At 69.3% G+C, this 17,862-nt stretch carries 19 protein-coding genes; 11 read left to right on the top strand and 8 right to left on the bottom strand.

Going from position 1 to position 17,862, the window contains the following annotated elements:
- Positions 1-58: 58 nt before the first annotated feature.
- Positions 59-1,888: a SulP family inorganic anion transporter gene (locus ACQCX5_RS04630; RefSeq protein ID WP_434540840.1), complete on the top strand. Its 1,830-nt coding sequence runs from the start codon at positions 59-61 to the stop codon at positions 1,886-1,888.
- A gap of 95 nt (positions 1,889-1,983) precedes the next feature.
- Here ACQCX5_RS04630 and ACQCX5_RS04635 read toward each other — a convergent pair whose 3' ends face one another.
- Positions 1,984-2,565: a dihydrofolate reductase family protein gene (locus tag ACQCX5_RS04635; protein WP_434540841.1), complete on the bottom strand. Its 582-nt coding sequence runs from the start codon at positions 2,563-2,565 to the stop codon at positions 1,984-1,986.
- Between the two features lie 71 nt (positions 2,566-2,636).
- Between ACQCX5_RS04635 and ACQCX5_RS04640 the strand changes: the two genes are divergently transcribed.
- Positions 2,637-3,470 carry a helix-turn-helix domain-containing protein gene (locus ACQCX5_RS04640; RefSeq protein ID WP_434540842.1) on the top strand — a complete coding sequence of 278 codons (834 nt, stop codon included), beginning with the start codon at positions 2,637-2,639 and terminating at the stop codon, positions 3,468-3,470.
- A gap of 1 nt (position 3,471) precedes the next feature.
- Here the strand turns inward: ACQCX5_RS04640 and ACQCX5_RS04645 are convergent, their stop codons facing one another.
- Positions 3,472-4,083, bottom strand: coding sequence for a TetR/AcrR family transcriptional regulator (locus ACQCX5_RS04645; protein ID WP_434540843.1), 612 nt, complete (start codon positions 4,081-4,083; stop codon positions 3,472-3,474).
- 210 nt (positions 4,084-4,293) lie between these two features.
- Between ACQCX5_RS04645 and ACQCX5_RS04650 the strand changes: the two genes are divergently transcribed.
- From ACQCX5_RS04650 to ACQCX5_RS04660, 3 genes are all read left to right on the top strand, one after another.
- The gene (locus ACQCX5_RS04650; protein WP_434540844.1) at positions 4,294-5,748 is read left to right on the top strand and encodes an MDR family MFS transporter; all 1,455 of its coding nucleotides are present in this window, start codon (positions 4,294-4,296) and stop codon (positions 5,746-5,748) included.
- Positions 5,749-6,131: 383 nt separating this feature from the next.
- Positions 6,132-7,535 (top strand): MFS transporter, encoded by a 1,404-nt coding sequence (locus ACQCX5_RS04655; RefSeq protein ID WP_434540845.1) that lies wholly within the window; start codon positions 6,132-6,134, stop codon positions 7,533-7,535.
- Positions 7,536-7,661: 126 nt separating this feature from the next.
- Positions 7,662-7,811 carry a hypothetical protein gene (locus ACQCX5_RS04660; RefSeq protein WP_434540846.1) on the top strand — a complete coding sequence of 50 codons (150 nt, stop codon included), beginning with the start codon at positions 7,662-7,664 and terminating at the stop codon, positions 7,809-7,811.
- 216 nt (positions 7,812-8,027) lie between these two features.
- Here the strand turns inward: ACQCX5_RS04660 and ACQCX5_RS04665 are convergent, their stop codons facing one another.
- The gene (locus ACQCX5_RS04665; RefSeq protein WP_434540847.1) at positions 8,028-8,693 is read right to left on the bottom strand and encodes a response regulator; all 666 of its coding nucleotides are present in this window, start codon (positions 8,691-8,693) and stop codon (positions 8,028-8,030) included.
- Positions 8,687-9,973 (bottom strand): sensor histidine kinase, encoded by a 1,287-nt coding sequence (locus ACQCX5_RS04670; RefSeq protein WP_434540848.1) that lies wholly within the window; start codon positions 9,971-9,973, stop codon positions 8,687-8,689. Before ACQCX5_RS04670 ends, ACQCX5_RS04665 begins: the two co-directional genes overlap by 7 nt.
- Before the next feature lie 174 nt (positions 9,974-10,147).
- Between ACQCX5_RS04670 and ACQCX5_RS04675 the strand changes: the two genes are divergently transcribed.
- The 4 genes from ACQCX5_RS04675 (at position 10,148) to ACQCX5_RS04690 (ending at position 13,048) form a co-directional block, all read left to right on the top strand.
- Positions 10,148-10,870 (top strand): ABC transporter ATP-binding protein, encoded by a 723-nt coding sequence (locus ACQCX5_RS04675; protein ID WP_434540849.1) that lies wholly within the window; start codon positions 10,148-10,150, stop codon positions 10,868-10,870.
- Complete coding sequence (locus tag ACQCX5_RS04680) at positions 10,867-11,730, top strand: hypothetical protein (protein ID WP_434540850.1); 864 nt, start codon at positions 10,867-10,869, stop codon at positions 11,728-11,730. Before ACQCX5_RS04675 ends, ACQCX5_RS04680 begins: the two co-directional genes overlap by 4 nt.
- Positions 11,731-11,963: 233 nt before the next feature.
- The gene (locus ACQCX5_RS04685) at positions 11,964-12,440 is read left to right on the top strand and encodes a CoA-binding protein (RefSeq protein ID WP_434540851.1); all 477 of its coding nucleotides are present in this window, start codon (positions 11,964-11,966) and stop codon (positions 12,438-12,440) included.
- Complete coding sequence (locus ACQCX5_RS04690) at positions 12,437-13,048, top strand: protein-L-isoaspartate O-methyltransferase family protein (protein WP_434540852.1); 612 nt, start codon at positions 12,437-12,439, stop codon at positions 13,046-13,048. The genes ACQCX5_RS04685 and ACQCX5_RS04690 overlap by 4 nt, the downstream gene beginning before the upstream one ends.
- A gap of 52 nt (positions 13,049-13,100) precedes the next feature.
- Here ACQCX5_RS04690 and ACQCX5_RS04695 read toward each other — a convergent pair whose 3' ends face one another.
- The 4 genes from ACQCX5_RS04695 to ACQCX5_RS04710 form a co-directional block, all read right to left on the bottom strand.
- Positions 13,101-13,520, bottom strand: a complete 420-nt coding sequence (locus ACQCX5_RS04695) for a ChaB family protein (protein ID WP_434540853.1) — start codon at positions 13,518-13,520, stop codon at positions 13,101-13,103.
- Positions 13,521-13,735: 215 nt separating this feature from the next.
- Positions 13,736-14,149 carry a hypothetical protein gene (locus ACQCX5_RS04700; RefSeq protein WP_434540854.1) on the bottom strand — a complete coding sequence of 138 codons (414 nt, stop codon included), beginning with the start codon at positions 14,147-14,149 and terminating at the stop codon, positions 13,736-13,738.
- 4 nt (positions 14,150-14,153) lie between these two features.
- Positions 14,154-14,993, bottom strand: a complete 840-nt coding sequence (locus tag ACQCX5_RS04705) for a helix-turn-helix domain-containing protein (protein ID WP_434540855.1) — start codon at positions 14,991-14,993, stop codon at positions 14,154-14,156.
- A gap of 26 nt (positions 14,994-15,019) precedes the next feature.
- Positions 15,020-15,790, bottom strand: coding sequence for a hypothetical protein (locus ACQCX5_RS04710; protein WP_434540856.1), 771 nt, complete (start codon positions 15,788-15,790; stop codon positions 15,020-15,022).
- Positions 15,791-15,912: 122 nt separating this feature from the next.
- Here ACQCX5_RS04710 and ACQCX5_RS04715 point away from each other — a divergent pair, with 122 nt between their 5' ends.
- The gene (locus tag ACQCX5_RS04715) at positions 15,913-17,229 is read left to right on the top strand and encodes a sensor histidine kinase (RefSeq protein ID WP_434540857.1); all 1,317 of its coding nucleotides are present in this window, start codon (positions 15,913-15,915) and stop codon (positions 17,227-17,229) included.
- Complete coding sequence (locus ACQCX5_RS04720) at positions 17,217-17,858, top strand: response regulator (RefSeq protein WP_434540858.1); 642 nt, start codon at positions 17,217-17,219, stop codon at positions 17,856-17,858. Before ACQCX5_RS04715 ends, ACQCX5_RS04720 begins: the two co-directional genes overlap by 13 nt.
- Positions 17,859-17,862 lie beyond the last annotated feature (4 nt).

Consider the following 17,862-nt stretch of genomic DNA (forward strand, 5'->3'; position numbering starts at 1 on the left):
GCTTCCCTGACCGCCACCCGCCCCACGCCGCCCCCACCCGCGGCGGTATCGTGGGCAGATGCCCCGGTCGACGAAGATCCGGCAACCCGGCACTGACACCACCCCGCGCTGGCAACGGCTGCTGCCCGGGGTTGCGGTGCTGATGCACTACCAACGCGCGTGGCTGCGCGGCGACATCATGGCCGGAATCACCGTCACCGCCTACCTCGTGCCGCAGGTGATGGCCTATGCCGAGGTCGCCGGCCTGCCCGCCATCACCGGGCTCTGGGCCGTCGGCCCCGGACTGCTCGTCTATGCCGTCCTCGGGTCGTCCCGGCAGTTGTCGGTGGGCCCCGAGTCGACGACCGCCTTGATGACCGCCGCCGGTGTGGGCGGGTTGATCACCGCGGTGGGCGTCGGGCGCTACGCCGACGTCGCCGCCGCCATGGCGATCGCGGTGGGGGTGTTGTGCCTTGTCGGCTGGCTGGCCGGGCTCGGGTTCCTGGCCGAGTTGCTGTCACGTCCGCTGCTGGTGGGCTACCTGGCCGGCATCGCCGTGCTGATGATCGTGAGCCAGATCACCAAGGCCACCGGCATCCCCGTGGATTCGGGCAGTGTCATCCAGGAGGTCACTTCCGCGGTCCGCAACGCCCAGCAGGTGCACTGGCCGACGCTCGTACTCACCGCCGGGGTGCTGGTGGTGCTGTTCGTCGTCCACCGGTTCGCGCCGAAATGGCCGGGGCCGCTGATCGGCATGGTCGCAGCCGCGGTCGTCGTGGCGGTCTTCGACCTCGCGACGAACGGCGTCCTGATCGTCGGTGACGTGCCCGCGGGCGTGCCGCGACCGCGCGCGCCCGACCTGGGCGGCATCGACCTGTGGGCGCTGCTGCCGGCCGCGCTCGGGGTGAGCATCGTCGCCTACACCGACAACGTGTTGACCGGACGCGCGTTCGCGCAACGACACCGCGAGCAGGTCGACGCCCGTCAGGAGTTCCTGGCACTGGGCGGGGCGAACATCGCCGCGGGATTCATGCAGGGCTTTCCGATCAGTTCGAGTGGCAGCCGCACGGTGTTGGCCGACAGCATGGGGGCGCGCACCCAGCTGCATTCGCTGGTCTCGGTGGTGCTCGTGGTGGCGGTGCTGTTGTGGCTCGGACCACTGGTGGGACGGTTCCCGACGGCGGCGCTGGCGGCGGTGGTGATCTTCGCAGCCGTGCGCCTGGTTGATGTGGCCGAGTTGCGCCGCATCGCCGCCTTTCGTCGCAGCGAGCTGGTGCTGGCGCTGGCCACGACGGCGTCCGTGCTGGTGTTCGGGGTACTGGTCGGCGTCGGAGTCGCGATCGGGCTGTCGGTGCTCGACCTGATCAGGCGCATCGTCCACCCGCATGACGGCATCCTGGGTTATGTGCCGCAGGTGGCCGGCATGCACGACATTGACGACTACCCCGAGGCGGTGCAGGTGCCGGGGCTGGTGGTCTATCGCTATGACTCGCCCCTGTTCTTCGCCAACGCCAGCGATTTCAGCCGCCGGGCGCTGGCTGCGGTTGACGAGGCCCGCGAGCGGGGTGAGGTGTTCTGGCTGTTGCTGAACGTCGAGGCGAATGTCGAGGTCGACCTGACTGCGGTGGATGCTCTGGAGGAGTTGCGGCGCCAGCTGGACCAGGACGGCATCCGGTTGGCAGTGGCCCGGGTCAAGGAGGACCTGCGCGAGGAGCTGCTGCGGGCCGGGTTCGTCGACAAGGTGGGCGAGCAGAACCTGTTCCCGACGCTGCCGACGGCCGTGGGGGCGTACGCGGACTGGTACGAACGCACGCAGGGTCGGCCCCTGCCCGTGTTCGACACGCCGTCCGGGCCGCTGCGGCCGGGGCGGCCGGATGTTGAGGATCCCGAAACGGAACCCGAGCCCTGAGCCTGCCAGTCGCCGAAGTTTTGTGCAGCGAAACCGCCACACCAGCCGCCCACAGGCCCGATCAGCCGTTTGACTCACGCAACTTCGCCCACGTCTCAGCAGCACTCATACCTCAACACCACCGTGCCCAGACTGGTCGCGCTCACGGACTCCAGCCGTAGGTTCACCGGCGCAGCGAGCGCCCCGAACAGCCGCTTGCCCGCACCCAACAGCAGCGGGTGTATGAACAGCCGGTACTCATCGACCAACCCGAGCTGCATCAGTTGGGCCACCAAGTGCCCGCTGCCCAGCACGACGATGTCGCCATCGCCGCCGCCCTTCAGGTCGGCCACCGCAGGCCCCAGGTCGCCCCGCAATACCTGCGCACCCGACCAGTCCAGCCCAGCCAACGTCCTTGTCGCCACGTACTTCGGCGTCTCGTTCAACTGGCGCGCCATCGGGTTGGCATTGGGCTGGTGGGGCCAGAAGGCCGCCATCTTCTCGTACGTGCGCCGGCCGAACAGGAAGGCCTCGGTCTGGCCCGAATCCTCAGCCGCGACGGCCTCGTGGATCGCCGGGGCATAAGGCGCCCCCCAGCCGCCGCGGGTGAAGCCGTCGTCGGTGTCCTCGTCCGGTGAACCCAGGCCCTGCATGACCCCGTCGACGGTGATGAATTCAATGATCGCAAGGTTTCTCATACCGCCATGCTTGCCCGACGTAGTCTCGATGTCTTGAACCTTTTCGACCACCCACCAGGCGAGGGGGCCCCATGGTCGAGCACCAGATCACACTCGTCCAGCGTGGGCCAGCACCACCACTGCGGGGGCTGGTCGCGGGCCTCGTCGGCATCTCCGAACGCGCGTCCGGGCTCGTCCAACGCTGCCAACCAGCCGGCAGCCTCGTGCCATTGGTGATCTCGTTCAGCGCCCCCTTGCACGGCGACCACCTCTCGGACGCCACCGGGGCCGGGCGCGGGTACGGGTCGTTCGTGGCGGGGTTCTCGCCGGGACATGCCAGCACGAGCTTCATCGGGCGCCAGGACTGTGTGCAGGTCTACCTGTACCCCCTCGGGGTCAGCCGTGTGCTGGGGTTGCCCGCCGAACAGGTGTCGCGCCGGGTCACCCCGCTGGACGAGCTGCTGCCAGGGATTGGCCTGCTCGCCGAGCAGCTCGCGGACCGCAATTCATGGGCTGAACGCCTCGCACTGGTGCAAGCACAGGTGCAGCAGTGGGCGTCCCGGGATGACGCAGGGACCCCCGGTTGGGTGGTCTGGTTGTGGAACCGGATGAGCGCAAGCGGGGGCCGCGTCCGCATCGCTGACCTTGTCGCCGAGACGGGATGGAGCCATCGTCACGTCACGACCACCTTCACTGCGTACGCCGGGCTGAGCCCGAAGCAGGCAGCCGACATCGTGCGGTTCGAACAGGCATCGGCCGACCTCGGCCGGCTGTCACTGGCCGAGCTGGCGACCAAGCACGGCTATGCCGACCAGAGCCACTTCACCCGGGCGGTCACGCGCTATGCCGGCGAGTCCCCGACCCAGTTGTTGGCCGCGCGGCGTCCGACACCGGCGACCGCGCTCGGCCTTGAACTCAGCACCTGAATCACACCGTCAACGACGCCAGCACCGTCATCGGCACCAGCTCGCGGGCCCGCTCGGCCCTCAACTGCTCGCGATAGACCGCATCGACCCCGGCATGCACCAGCGAACGGATCACATCGACCTGCCACTCGATGGGCATGTCGTCACGGAACGCCCCGCTCTCGCGTCCCCGGGTGAGCAGTTCACGCACCCGGACTGCGGGCTCGCGGTGCAGGTCGCTGATGCGGCCCGGCGGCAGCGACCGCTCGGCCGCGACCACCAGGGCGCCGAACCGGTGGGTCAAGTCCCAGGTCACGGCGATGAGCGAGACCATCGCCTCGGCCGGGTCCCCCGACAGGTCGAGCTCCTTGAGGTCGGCCTCGGTCTGGCTGATGGCCCGGTCGACCACACAGTCGATCAGGTTCGCGCGCGTCTCGTAGTGGCCGTACAGGGTGACCCGGCCCACGCCTGCCTCACTCGCGATCTCTTTCAGGCTCACGTCGGGGTCACGCGCCAGGCAGCGGGTGGCCGCGTCAAGGATCGCCGCTGAATTGCGGCGTGCATCGGCCCTTCGCCTGGTCTCCTGCTCATCGGTGGTGAGCGAACCGGTCGTGGGTGCCTCAGTGGCGGGCATGGCTGCCTCCTCCTTGTCGCGACTCGTGGTGCCCGGGCGTCCGCACCGGAATCTGGACTTGCATGTCAAAATTTATCTTGAACCAGAAGGTTTGTGTTGCTAGCGTTCCAACTCGGACACCCAAGTCTACCTTCTGGAAGGAGTGCCCCCCGGATGCGCACTGACCCACGAGAAACCCCCTCCCCCACGCGCAGTGGCGCCGCTACCACCATGGACGCGCGCGAGCTGGCGTCGTCCGGGCGTGATGCCGGCGAGAACCGCTCGATCATTGCCATCCTGCTGGTGGCGGCGTTCGTGGTGATCCTGAACGAGACGACCATGAACGTGGCCCTCTCGCGCATCATGGGCAGCTTCGGCGTCACCGAGCGCGCGGCGCAGTGGCTGACGACGGCGTTCATGCTGACGATGGCCGTGGTCATCCCGGTGACGGGCTGGCTGCTCGAACGGCTGCACACCCGCACGGTGTTCACCCTTGCCATGTCGCTGTTCAGCGCCGGCACGGCCATCGCCGCGCTGGCGCCCACGTTCGAAGTGCTGCTGGGCGCACGCATCGTCCAGGCCTCGGGCACGGCCGTGATGATGCCGCTGTTGATGACGACCGTCATGCAGCTCGTCCCCGAAAAGGGCCGCGGGCAGATGATGGGCAACATCTCGATGGTGATCTCGGTCGCCCCGGCCGTGGGCCCGACGCTGTCTGGCGTGCTGCTGCAGCTGGGGTCGTGGCGCTACATCTTCGCGTTCGTGCTGCCCATTGCGCTGGCGATCCTGGCGCTGGGACGCCTCAAGCTGCGCAATGCCAACGTCCCGCGGCCGGTGCCGCTGGACGGCTGGTCGATCCCACTGACGGTCGTGGCGTTCGGCCCCCTGGTCTATGGACTCTCGCTGATCGGCAACCCGCTGGTGCCCACCTGGCAGCCCGTGGTCGCCCTGGGCATGGGCGTGGCCGGGCTGGGGGCGTTCATCGCGCGGCAGTTCGTGCTGCAGGCACGCGACCGGGCCTTCCTCGACCTGCGCACGTTCAGGATCGGCAGCTTCCGCATCGCGGTGACCATGATGGCGATCGGCATGATGGCACTGTTCGGCACCATCATCATGCTGCCGCTGCTGCTGCAGCAGGTCTATGGACTCGAGCCCCTGCAGGTGGGCCTGATGATGCTGCCGGGTGGCCTGCTCATGGGCGTGCTGGGGCCGATCGTCGGGCGACTCTATGACCGGGTCGGGCCGCGCGTGCTGGTGGCGCCGGCGAGCCTGGTGATCCTGGCGGTCTTCGTCGGGTTCTCGATGCTGACGCCCTCGACCCCGTGGTGGCTGGTCATGGTGGGCCACATGCTGATGAGCGCCTCGTTCGCCTTCACGTTCACCCCGCTGTTCACGGTGGCCCTGGGCGGGCTGCCGGGGCGGCTGATTTCGCACGGCTCGGCGATGCTCGGCACGATCCAGCAGGTGGCCGGCGCGGCCGGCACGGCCCTGTTCGTCACCATCTTCGCGATGCAGACCGACGCCGCTGCCAGCGGGGGCGCCGGCCACGCGGTGGCGATGCTGCGGGGTTCACACTGGGCCTTCCTGGGCGCCGGCGCCGTGTGGGTGCTGGCCGTGGCGGCGAGCCTGCTGTTGCGCAAGCCGGATGAGGTCGGCACGGGCACGGGCGGGCACCCGGCGCATTAGCCAGGGCACCACCCCCAGCCCCTGAACCCAGCCCTCCCCCAGCCCCTGAACCCAGCCCTCCCCCAGCCCCTCAACCCAGCCCCTGAACACAGCCACTCCACCCAGCTCTCCCCCAGCCACTCCACCCAGCAGCGTGCATCGACCGGCGTCAACCGGCCCGAAAAGGGCTGTTTGACGCCGGTCGATGCGCCAATCGAACAGAGCAGGTCTTTTTAAGGCTGTTAAGCCCACGTTGCTGGGCCAGACCAGGGCCGACGCCCCCTGCATCGCTCACTCCCACCGCAAGTTCGTACACACGTGTTCAAAATTAACTTGAACCACGCGATTCACCTTGTTAGCTTCAACTTGTACACGACCGTTCAAGTTTCAGAAGGAATGAGCCCATGCCCACCACCCCGCCCCACCCCCGCCGCTGGAAGGCCCTCGCCCTGCTGGGCGTCGCCCAGCTGATGCTGATCCTCGACATCACCGTCGTCGCCATCGCAATGCCCCAGATGGGCGCCGAACTCGGCATGGGCCGTGAGGCCCTCACCTGGGTGATGAGCGCCTACACCCTCGCCTTCGGCGGGCTGCTGCTCACCGGCGGCCGCCTCGCCGACCTCGTCGGACCTCGCCGCATCGTGATGATCGGCCTGGCCCTGTTCACGGCGGCCTCGCTCGCTGCCGGGCTCGTCGATTCCGGCACGCTGGTCATCGTCGCCCGGGTCGCCCAAGGCATCGGCGCCGCGCTGATGTCACCCGCCGCGCTGTCGGTCATCGTCCGGCTGTTCCAGGGCGATGAGCTCAACAAGGCCCTGGGCATCTGGTCGGCGCTCGGCGGGGTCGGAGCGGCCGTCGGCGTGCTCGTCGGTGGGCTGCTGACCGCGGGCCCCGGCTGGGCGTGGGTGTTCCTGGTGAACGTGCCCGTCGGCGTCGTGGTGCTGGTCGCCCTGCCCGCGGTGCTGCCCAGGCTGCCTGCGGGGGCAGCCGGTGCCCGGCTCGACCTGGTCGGCGCGCTGTTCGGCACCCTCGCCTTCGGGTCGCTCATCTTCGCCTGCATCGATGCCGGTTCTGCCGGGCTGGTCTCGACCCGCCCGTTGGCAGCGCTCGCGGTGAGTGTGCTGCTGTTCCTGGCGCTCGCCGGTTGGCTGCGTGGACGACCCCAGCCGCTGGTCGACCCCGCCCTGGTGGGCCGCCGGCCGGTGCTGGCCGGGTCGATGGTGCTGCTGGTGGGCACCGGGCTGATGGTCTCGGTGTTCTTCCTGGGCACGTTCTTCCTGCAGGGCGCGGCCGGCCACAACGCGCTCACCACGGGCCTGCTGTTCCTGCCCGTGGCGCTGGCCACGATGGTCGGTGCGCAGACCGCCGGACGAGCCATCGGCCCCCTGGGTGCACGTGCAGTGGGCGTGGCGGGTCTGGTGCTCGCCGCCGCCGGGCTGTCGCTGACAGCCACCGGCAGCAGCACCAGCCTCGTCGTGACGGCCACCAGCATCGGTTCGGCCGGCCTCGGGGCACTGTTCGTGGTGGCCTCGGTGACCGTGCTCTCGAGCGTGGCACCGCACGAGGCGGGCGTCGCCTCGGGGCTGCTGAGCACTTTCCACGAGCTGGGCGCCTCTCTCGGGGCCGCGCTGATGTCGAGCGTGGCGGCGTCCGGGCTGCTGCTCGGCGTCACTGCCGGATTCCAGCGCGGCTACGCCGTCGCCGCTGGCATCGCACTGGCCAGCGCCGTCATTGCAGGGTTCCTGCTGCCGGGGCGGCCGGCCCCAGCCGAAGACGTCATCCCGGAATGGGACGACGTCACCACGTAGTCACTGCCGGCGCCGGTCAACGATCGGCGCACGAGATGCCTCGATCTGGCTGATGGCACTCGTCCTCGCTCGGCCGACAGTTGGATCACCAAGCCACAACCCAGCCCCCAGGGGCGGAGGCATGTCATGCATCCCCGAAAGACCCTGTCCACCCGACTGCGCTCGCTGCTGCGGGCGTGGCACCACCGTCAGATCGAACGACTCGAGCGCACCCGCGAATGCCATGAGCTGAACCAGCATGCGGTGCAGTACCGACTGGTGCGTGATACCCGTTGAGAGCGCCATCCGCAGGGGCGAACCCACCCCCCACCCGCATCGCGCAGGCATGACCACGCCCCCCGTGAGGGCAGCGCGCTCCCCGTCAAGTGCACGCCGCTCCCTGTGGGTCCACGCCGCTCCCCTTGTATCCCGCCCCACGGGGTGCGGCGTGCACCGAAAGGGGGCGTCGTGCGCGTCAGGGGGAGCGGCATGAACCCAACGGGTGCGTGAACCTCAGCCCAATCCCGCGTCGTGCACCCGAATTGCCACCTGCACCCGGTTCGTGACCCCGAGCTTCTCGAGGATCCGCGTGACATGCGCCTTCACCGTCGCCACCGACATGAAGTACGTCTGCGAGATCTGCGCATTCGTCAGGCCCTGCCCGATCGCCAGCGCCACCTCACGCTCACGGTCGTTGAGCGTGGCCAGAGAGTCCAGCGCCTCCGCGCGCCGGGACGCCGCCTCGCCCTGGGTCGCCGCGGCGATGACCTGGGCAGTGACGGTCGGCGAGAGCGAATGCTCACCCGAGGCCACCTGCTGGATCGCCTCGACCATGCGGGCCGGCGGGGTGTCCTTGAGCAGGAATCCCGCTGCCCCCACGGCCAGCGCCCGCAGCACCATGTCGTCGGCATCAAAGGTCGTCAGCATGATCACCCGCGGCGGGTTCGGCCGCTTCAGCAACGCTTCGGTGGCCGCAAGCCCGTCCAGCCGCGGCATTCGGATGTCCATCAGCACCACATCGGGCGCGAACTCGTCGACGAGCGCCGCGGCGTCGGCACCGTCGGCTGCCTCACCGAGCACTTCGATCTGGGGGCTGCCCCCCAGGATCAGCTTCAGCCCTGCCCGCACCAGCGGGTCGTCATCGACCAGCACCACTCGAATTGTTCCTGCGCTCACCATGGCAGCCACACCTCCAACTCGAAGACGCCATCCTCATCGACCCGGTGGCTGATCCGGCCACCGGACATCTGCGCCCGTTCGGCCAGCCCCAGCAGTCCCACGCCTGCGCCCGGCACGACCGGTTCGCCCGATGCCTTCGTGGACGAGGCCGTCGCCACTGCATTGGTGCTGCGCACGGTGGGATTGCTGCTCCGCAAGGTGGGATTGGTGCTCCGCACGGCAAGGCCGTCGCCCGGTCGTCCCCACAACTGCACCGTCACCCGCGCATGGGGCGCATGCTTGCGGGCATTCGTCAGCGACTCCTGCACCACCCGGTAGACGTGGCGCCCGGTCGAGGTGGGCAGCAGCTCGGGGTGCTCGACCGTGTTGGTGTAGTCGACCCTGGCACCGGCCGCGCGCGCGTCGGCGACGAGGTCGTCGACCTGGGCGATGGTCGGCTGCGGCTTGGCGACGGCTGACGCCCCGGCACCCGAGCCGGCCACCGCCGCGGCCGGGGCGTCCTCGCGCAGCGAACCCAGCACCGCCCGCAGTTCTTCGAGCGACTGGTGCGCGTTCTCCTGGATCAGTGCGGCGACCTGGCGCACGTCGTCGGGCGGCAGGTCGGTGCGGTAGGCCAGCGCGCCGGCGTGCATGCTGACCAGCGAGATGCGGTGGGCGAGCACGTCGTGCATCTCGCGGGCGATGCGGTTGCGTTCGGCGGCCTGGCCCTGCAACACCATGAGTTCCTGGGTGAGTTCGGCCTGTTCGGCGCGTTGGCGCAGCGACGCGAGCAGGTCGCGGCGGGCGCCCACCGAGAACCCGATGGCCAGCGACACCGCGATGGCGAGGACGGCGAACACGGCGATCTGCAGATACATCAACCAGCCGGGGATACCCGCGGTGTCGAGCGTCTTGAAGACCTCGATCTGCAACCACACGGTCACCAGCGACAACACCAGGGCCAGCAGCCCGAGCGGAAGCATCTCCTTCCACCGGCGGCGGGTCGCGACGTGCGCGAGCGCCCACGCGACCAGCAGGCCCACCGTCGTGGCCAGGCTCGCCATCAGCAGCAGCACGACGGCCGTGGTCACCGGACGACGGTGGCGCAGCCGGATGAGGAACAGCCCGGCGATGCCGAACACGACCTCGGTCACGGCAAGCGACGGGGCGACCTGGTCAACCGCGGCAGCGGCGATGCCCAGCAGCAGCGTCACCAGCAGGTAGCCGATCGCCAGGCCATAACGCCACGTCAGCGCCCACCCGCGGGGGCGGCTCTGTGCGGGCATGGGCTCGGACGACATGCCCACCAGCCTATGGGGACCGCGTACGGACGCGGCCCGCCAACGGTCGGCAGTGGGATCGACTTTGGTCTCATGCTGCCCTGCCCTTTGATCGGACGAGCACGCCAACGGTGGAGCCAACCGCAGCCTTTTGCCAGTGGCGGCCACCCGGCTGGCCAGAGCAGATTCCCAGTCATGATCACCTTCACGAACCTGACCAAGCGCTACGGCGACCTCACCGCCGTCGACAATGTGTCATTCACCGCCGAGCCCGGACTCGTCACCGGCTTCCTCGGCCCCAACGGCGCCGGCAAGTCGACCGCGATGCGGGTGGCCGTCGGGCTGACCCGTGCCACCGCCGGCGACGTCACCATCCTGGGCCAGCGCTACGCCGACATCCCCAACCCCGCCGCCCACGTCGGCATCCTGCTCGATGCCTCGGCACAGCACGCCGGCCGCACCGGCCGCGAAGTGCTCGCCCTCGGGGCCCTCGCGATGGGCATCCCCTCGTCACGGGTCGACCAGGTGCTCGAGACGGTCGGCCTCACCAAGAAGGAGTCGCGCCAGCGGGTCGGCAAGTATTCACTCGGCATGCGCCAGCGGCTCGGCATCGGCCATGCGCTGCTGGGCAACCCGCAGGTGCTGATCCTGGACGAGCCGGCCAACGGCCTTGACCCACACGGCATCCACTGGATGCGCCAGCTGCTGCGCACCTTCGCCGACCGCGGCGGCACCGTGCTGCTGAGCTCGCACCTGCTGCACGAGGTGCAACAGGTCGCCGACCGCGTCGTGATGATCGGCCACGGCCGCATCGTCGCCGATGCCCCTGTCGAAGAGTTGCTGGCCGACGGCCAGGACCTCGAACAAATGTTCCTCGAACGCACCATGTCCACCTCTCGCGAAGGGTACGCAGCATGACCACCACCAAGACCGGTTCGCCACTCATCACCAGCACCGACACCCACCAGCGGGAGTCGTCCGACCGGCCCGGTGCCGGCCCCCGCGCCCTGCCGCACGTCGAGGTCGCGCCACGGGTCACTTTCGGACGGCTGGTCGCCGTGGAATTCCGCAAGCTGGTCGACACCCGCACCAGCCTGGCCCTGGATGCAATCGCAGTGCTCGGAGCCGTGGGGGTGGCAGTGGGCATCACCGCCCTGTACCGGCCGTTCGCGGACATCTTCGGCACCGGGTGGGCGGTGCCTGCGGCGTTCATCAGTTTTCCCATCACGCTGCTGGTACCGATCGCCGTCGTGCTGCTGTTCACCCAGGAATGGGGGCAGCGCACGATGCTGACCACCTTCGCGGTGGAGCCCCGGCGCGGCCGGGTGCTGGCCGCCAAGGGTGTGGTGGCCCTGGTGATCTCGGTGCTCGGCTGGGCGCTGAGCCAGGGCCTGTCAGCGGTGACCACCCTTGTCGGCACGGGTGTGATCGACCAGGCCGCCGACTGGGGCTTCGAGCCGCGGATGTTGCTGGGGCAGCTCGGCACGTTCTTGCTCTCGAGCGCGATGGCGGCGGCGTTCGCGCTGGTGATCATGAACTCACCGGCGGCGATCGTGATGGTGATGGCCCTGCCGAGCGTGGTCCAGACCATCGGGATGTTCGGCGAGACCGGGCAACGGATCGCCAGCTGGATCGACGTGGCCACGACCTCGCAGGTGCTGACGGCGGATGACCCCACCACGATGGGGTGGGTGAAGCTCGCGGCAGCCGTCAGCCTGTGGATCATCGTGCCGGGAGCGATCGGGGTCTGGCGCAACCTGACCCGCGAGGCGAAGTAGCCAGCTGCGAAGTTGCGTGCATCGAAACCGGGATTCTGCCCTGATCCAGGGCGGAATCCCGGTTTGCGTGCACAGAACTTTTGCGTGCACAGAACTTTTGCGTGCACAGAACTTTGCGTGCACAGAACTACCGGGTCGATACCGGGCCCCGCTGTCGCCGATCCGCCACCAGCGGCGTAGCGTTGAACCAGGCGACCCTGCCCAGGGCCACCACCAGGTGGAAAGTCGGATCAATGAAGATCAAGCAGGCCGCCGAGGACTTCCTGTCCTGTCGGCGGATCGCAGTCACCGGGGTGTCGCGCACCCCACAAGGTCACGGCGCCAACACCGTCTACCAGCGCCTGCGTGAGCGCGGGTTCGAGACGTTTGCCGTGAATCCCCATGCTGAGACGGTCGAGGGCGACCCCGCCTGGCCGAACCTGGCCGCCATCCCGGGCGGTGTCGAGGCCGTCGTCATCGCCACCAGCCCCGAGCATGCCGACGAGACCGTCCGCGAGGCGTCCGCACTCGGCATCACGCACGTCTGGATGCATCGTTCGGTCGACGCCGGCAGCGTCTCGCCGGAGGCGGCCGAGTGGGGCCGCGAGCACGGCATGACCGTCATCGAGGGCGGCTGCCCACTGATGTTCGGCGAGGCCTCTGACCCGGCGCACAAGGTGATGTGCGCGTTGCTGAAGCTCGGCGGCAAGGTGCCGAGGACGGTTCCATGACCGAACGGCCCGCCGACCGCGAGCAGGTCTGGACGGTGCTGCGCACCCTTCGCCGCACCGCCTTCCTGCCGTGGTCGGAGCGCCGCTTCGCCGACCGCGACCACCCGTTACCGATCGGGCACGGCCAGACGAACTCCCAGCCCAGCACGGTGGTCGAGATGATCGCGCTGCTCGAGGTGGTCCCGGGCGCCAAAGTGCTCGACGTCGGCTGCGGTTCGGGCTGGACGACCGCGATCCTGGCGGCACTGGTGGGCAGTTCGGGGCGCGTGTTCGGGGTCGAACGCATTCCCGACCTGACGGCCCGGGCACGGGCTGCGGTCGCCGGCCAGCAGCTGCCGTGGGCCGAGGTGCACCAAGCCCCTGCGGGCGTGCTCGGGCTGCCCGATGAGGCCCCGTTCGACCGGATCCTGGTCTCGGCGATGGCCGGGTCGATGCCGCAACAACTGGTCGACCAGTTGGCCTCACCGGGGGTGATGGTGATCCCCGTGGGCGGGGTCATGCACCGCGTCCGCAAACGGGCCGACGGCACGCTCAGCGACACCCAGCACGGCCTGTACCTGTTCGTGCCCCTAGTCACTGACGAGGACGATGCATGGGACCAGCCCTGAGCACCGGCTCGGGGAAACGGCCACTGCCGCGACCGACGAAGCCTGAGCTGGATCAGTCGGCGGCCGTGCGGGTGCGCTTCTGGTTCTCGTCGTCGATGGCCTCGACGAGTTCTGCCTTGGTCATCGACGACCGGCCCGTGATGTCGAGCCGCTGGGCGATGCTGTAGAGGTGCTGCTTGGTGGCATTGGCGTCGACCCCACCGTGGGTGCGGCCACCGGTGCGACCGCCCTTTTCGGAGCGGGAATCGGAGGGGCCGGGCTGCTGCTTGGCCTCCCAGTGGTCGCCGACCTTTTCGAAGCTGTGCTTGACGGCGGCCCAGGCCGTCCGGGCGGCGCGTTCCTCGTCGTCGTACTGCTCCATGGCGGAATCGTGGGTCTGGGCGAACGTGTCCTGGGCCTTCTGCGACGACCGCTCGAGGGTTTCGGGGATCTCGCCCACTTTGGCGCGGCCTGACCGTGTTGCCTTTGGCATCGTGGTGCCTCCTGTCGGATCCCCATCCACGCTACGCCGCGGTCGTGTGTTCAGGTGGGCACGGTGATCTGGTGGGCACGGTGATCTGGTGGGCACGGTGATCTGGTGGGCACGTGACCGGAACCCGGCAGGAGTTTGCAGATATGCCCGCTGGTGGGGTGAATCCGTGAACTCCCGCCGGGTTCTGGTCAGGGGTGGCCACCGGGCGCGGGCGGCTACTCGCCCAGGTAGGTGCCCACCGACCACAGGTTGGCGTCAGCATCGCGCACGTTGAACTGGAACGAGCCGTAGCTGGTGAGTTCAGGTTCGGCCAGCACCTCGACGCCCTCGAGCCCGCGCACCCCGGCCAGCGCCGACTCGACCCGGACCTTGTCGGCACAGGCGACGTAGCAGCCAGAAGGGCCCAGTGCGCGCCAGTCGCCGGGTTTGCCACGGCTGCCGAACATCACCCCGCCGCCGTCGGGCCAGCGGGCCTCTGCATGCTGGATGGTGCCGTCCTCGTCGCGGTACTGGGCGGTGACGACGAAGCCGAGCCCCTCGAGGAAGGCAATGCCGGCATCTGGATTGGTGAACCCCACGGACGGCCACACGGTGGGCGGCGGCGGGGTGGTGAAGGTGTGCTGGTTCATGACCTCAGTCTGTGCCTGCGTCGGCCGGGCGGTCTTGAACGAATGGGAGCTCTTCACGCAGCCAGGTGCTGATGTTGTCGCCGCTGAACTCGCGCCAGTCGCGGGACAGGTGGGCCTGGTCGGCGTAGCCGGCCGCAAGGGCGAGGGCGGCGAGGGGTGCCCGTGCAGGGGCCAGCAGCAGGTCGTGGGCGCGTTCAAACCGGGCCAGCCGGATCGCCGACTGCGGGGTGAGGCCGGTGGAGTCACCGAAGCGCTCGGTGAGGTGGCGCCGGCTCCAGCCGATGTGATTGGCGAGGGCATCGACCCTTGTCAAGGGGTTGCTGGGGCGAAAGATCGCTCGCCAGACCTCGGTCACCTCGGGCGGCGGGCCCTGTACCGCAGTGAGGCGTGCGGTCAGCAGGTCGTCCACGATGTCGAAGCCCGCCCATGGTGTGGCGCCCCCGGGCGGACTGACCTCATGAAGACGGTCGAGCAGCCGCGCCGCATCGGGGCCGAGCACGTCGACGAGGTCGAGGTTGAGCCCAGCCACAGCCCTGGACGGCACCCCCAGCAGCGCATGCACGCCGAGCACCGTCAGTGCGTACTGCATGCCGCGCTGCGGGGTGGCCGCGGCAAGCAGCACGGGTGAGGTCGACAACCCGCCGAGCATCGCGCGAGCCGAGGTGCTGCCGGTCGGTGCCGTTGCCTCGAGCGGCTGGTCGAGATCGATGACGAGCGTGAGGTGCCGCGAGGGCAGGCCGCGATGCACGCCGGCGGGTGCCGCCGGCACGTGGTAGCCGACGGCGCTGGCCACGAATGGGCGCAACTGCGGCGGCGGGGTGTGGGTCACGAAGACGGGGTCCACATGGCCATTGTCACCCCTGCCGCGGGCTACCGTCGCCGCAACTGTGCGACCACCGCCCGGGCCACGGGGGCGCAGGCCTCTTTGGTCACGCACGGGTCATGCGACTTCAGGATGCGGTAGACCTCGGGGGTGGCGGCAGTGATGGTCAGGCCTTCGAACCTCGCGACGTCGGGGCCCGCGAGCAATTCACGCGCGATCTGCTCGGGGTGGTCGAGCAGGTGGCGCTGGTGGATCCGCTTCTGGCGGGTGCGGGCCTCCTCCATCAACTGCACCATGGCGAAGCGCAGCGCGGGGAACTGCACGACCATCAGCGTCTGGGCGTCAGTCTGCCCCTCGGGGAAGGCGTACTCGAGCACGCGGGCGGCATCGGTGAGGGCCGCGGCGGCGTTGCCGAAGTGGAAGTTGTCAGACACGATGAGTTCTTCGACGGCGTTCTCGACATGGTCGAAGATCGGGGTCCAGTTGACGTCGTCCTCCGTGAGCTCGACGACCTGCTCGTCCGGGGCCGACGGCGGCTCGCCGCAGATGAGCACGACCTCGCGGCCCGGGCCACCCACCAGCCCCACGATGAAGAAGGGCCGCTCGTCGCCCGGCGGAGAGATGAATGCCAGCGTGGGCTCGGCCCAGGCGATGACGGGGGCGATGTCGGTGCGGGGCGAGACCTTGATCGTCGCGGCGCCGGGCAGCTCAAGCAGCTCGACGGTCACCATCGGCACCTCGCGCTCGGTCAGCAGCCCCACCACCTGGTCGCGCCAGATGGCCAGCCACTCATACAGGGCGTCGCGTTCGTCCGACATGGCCTTCCCTCTCTCGTGCGGTGCACCCAACCTAGCCACGGTGCCGACTGTCGGGCCAGCCCCACCCCCATTGGCCAGCCTGCGGGATACTGTCCCCAGGCGATCGCGACGAGGCTGGAGGCATGAACACGATGACCCTGCCCCCACCGTCGACCCCCTCCACCGGCACCCACGCCCAGAACTCCCACCCCACCCGGCGCACGCGCCGCCAGCAGTTCGGCCACGACGTCGGCTACCTGCTCGGCAACTGGCCGATGATGCTGGTCGCCTTCATCCTGGTCTTCACGCTGCTGTCGGTCGGCGTCAGCACGGTGATCATCTGGGTCGGCCTGCCGATCATGGTCGCCGGCGCCTATGTCGCCCGCGGCTTCGCCACTGTCGAGCGTCGCTGGATCGCCTCGGTGAACAACAAGCCCGTCGCCGCCAACCCCTACCTGCCGGCAGCCCCGCAGGCCAGCGGCCTGGGCAAACTGCTGCGTCCCCTCGCCGACCCGCAGGCCTGGCTCGACGTGTTGTGGAGCACCGTCGGGTTCATCCTGTCGACCATCGGCTTCTCGATCGCGGTCACCTGGCTCGCCGGGGCCATCGGCACCGTCGGCGGCCCCCTGGCCAGCATCATCACCGAGTCGATCTTCGGTGACGAGCAGACCGGTCTCGGCGACCTGCTGGGCGTGCCCTTCCCGCTGTTCTTCGACGTCGCCACCCAGTTCCTCGCCGGCCTGGTCTTCCTCGTCACCGCACCGTTCGTGCTGCGCGGCTGGGCCAGGCTGCAGTCCGGGCTCAGCGACCAGCTGCTCAACAGCCGCGCCCAGATCACCCACCTCACCGCCAGCCGGGACGCCGTGCGCAAGGCCGAGACTGACTCGCTGCGACGCCTGGAGCGCGACATCCATGACGGCCCGCAGCAGCGGCTCGTGCGCCTGAACATGGACCTCGCCCGCGCCAAGCGGCAGGCCGCCCACGATCCCGAACGCGCCGAGCAGCTCATCGGCGACGCCATGGAACAGACCCAGCAGACCCTGGCCGAACTGCGTCAGCTGAGCCGCGGCATCGCCCCGCCGGTGCTGGTCGACCGGGGCCTCGAGGCGGCCATCACCGAGGCCGGGGCCCGCTCGATCGTGCCCGTCACGCTCTATTCCGACCTGCCCGATGACCTGCCCGACCATGTCGAGACCGCCGCATACTTCGTGGTCAGCGAGGCATTGGCCAACGTGAACAAGCATTCGCAGGCCACCAGCTGCGATGTCTTCATCGGCGTGCAGGACCAGTGGTTGTTCATCACCATCACCGACAACGGCCTGGGCGGCGCCAGCCTGGCGAAGGGCCACGGCCTCTCGGGGCTCGCCGACCGGGTGGCGGGTGTCGACGGTACCCTGACCGTGACCTCGCCCGAGGGCGGGCCGACGACCATCGAAGCGGTGATTCCTTGCAGATCCTGATCGCGGATGATTCCGTGCTGCTGCGCGAGGGCCTCGCGCTCATCCTGGCCGAGGGTGGGCACGAGGTCATCGGCATGGTCGAGGACGGCGACGCCCTCGTGGGCCGCGCGCTCGCCAGTCGTCCCGACCTGGTGATCAGTGACATCAGGATGCCGCCCTCGCACACCGATGAGGGCCTGCAGGCGGCGATGCGCATCCGCGCTGACTGGCCCGACGCACCGATCCTGCTGCTGAGCCAGTATGTGGTGCTCTCGTATGCGACCGACCTGCTGTCGTCGGGCACGGGCGCGATCGGTTACCTGCTCAAAGACCGGGTCAGTGACATCGACACCTTCCTGGACGCCGTGGACCGCGTGGCGGCCGGGGGCATGGTGCTCGACCCCGAGGTGGTGGCGCAGGTGATGCGGCGCGGCCGCCGCGATGACCCGGTCGCCACCCTCACCCCGCGCGAACGCGAGGTGCTCGAACTGATGGCCGAGGGCCACACCAACGCCGGCATCGCGAAGCGGCTGTTCGTCACCGAGGGTGCGGTCGAAAAGCACACGCAGCGCATCTTCGCCAAGCTCGGGTTGAGCGCCGACGCCGATGTGCACCGCCGGGTGGCAGCGGTGTTGACCTTGCTGGGTTGACGCC

The sequence above is a fragment of the Aestuariimicrobium sp. G57 genome (assembly GCF_050110855.1).
GTDB lineage: Bacteria > Actinomycetota > Actinomycetes > Propionibacteriales > Propionibacteriaceae > Aestuariimicrobium.

Bases quoted from the DNA above. Each gene is read 5' to 3' on its own strand.
- ACQCX5_RS04630 (WP_434540840.1), top strand. From the start codon at position 59: ATGCCCCGGTCGACGAAGATCCGGCAACCCGGCACTGACACCACCCCG.
- ACQCX5_RS04635 (WP_434540841.1), bottom strand. From the start codon at position 2,565: ATGAGAAACCTTGCGATCATTGAATTCATCACCGTCGACGGGGTCATG.
- ACQCX5_RS04640 (WP_434540842.1), top strand. From the start codon at position 2,637: ATGGTCGAGCACCAGATCACACTCGTCCAGCGTGGGCCAGCACCACCA.
- ACQCX5_RS04645 (WP_434540843.1), bottom strand. From the start codon at position 4,083: ATGCCCGCCACTGAGGCACCCACGACCGGTTCGCTCACCACCGATGAG.
- ACQCX5_RS04650 (WP_434540844.1), top strand. From the start codon at position 4,294: ATGGACGCGCGCGAGCTGGCGTCGTCCGGGCGTGATGCCGGCGAGAAC.
- ACQCX5_RS04655 (WP_434540845.1), top strand. From the start codon at position 6,132: ATGCCCACCACCCCGCCCCACCCCCGCCGCTGGAAGGCCCTCGCCCTG.
- ACQCX5_RS04660 (WP_434540846.1), top strand. From the start codon at position 7,662: ATGCATCCCCGAAAGACCCTGTCCACCCGACTGCGCTCGCTGCTGCGG.
- ACQCX5_RS04665 (WP_434540847.1), bottom strand. From the start codon at position 8,693: ATGGTGAGCGCAGGAACAATTCGAGTGGTGCTGGTCGATGACGACCCG.
- ACQCX5_RS04670 (WP_434540848.1), bottom strand. From the start codon at position 9,973: ATGTCGTCCGAGCCCATGCCCGCACAGAGCCGCCCCCGCGGGTGGGCG.
- ACQCX5_RS04675 (WP_434540849.1), top strand. From the start codon at position 10,148: ATGATCACCTTCACGAACCTGACCAAGCGCTACGGCGACCTCACCGCC.
- ACQCX5_RS04680 (WP_434540850.1), top strand. From the start codon at position 10,867: ATGACCACCACCAAGACCGGTTCGCCACTCATCACCAGCACCGACACC.
- ACQCX5_RS04685 (WP_434540851.1), top strand. From the start codon at position 11,964: ATGAAGATCAAGCAGGCCGCCGAGGACTTCCTGTCCTGTCGGCGGATC.
- ACQCX5_RS04690 (WP_434540852.1), top strand. From the start codon at position 12,437: ATGACCGAACGGCCCGCCGACCGCGAGCAGGTCTGGACGGTGCTGCGC.
- ACQCX5_RS04695 (WP_434540853.1), bottom strand. From the start codon at position 13,520: ATGCCAAAGGCAACACGGTCAGGCCGCGCCAAAGTGGGCGAGATCCCC.
- ACQCX5_RS04700 (WP_434540854.1), bottom strand. From the start codon at position 14,149: ATGAACCAGCACACCTTCACCACCCCGCCGCCGCCCACCGTGTGGCCG.
- ACQCX5_RS04710 (WP_434540856.1), bottom strand. From the start codon at position 15,790: ATGTCGGACGAACGCGACGCCCTGTATGAGTGGCTGGCCATCTGGCGC.
- ACQCX5_RS04715 (WP_434540857.1), top strand. From the start codon at position 15,913: ATGAACACGATGACCCTGCCCCCACCGTCGACCCCCTCCACCGGCACC.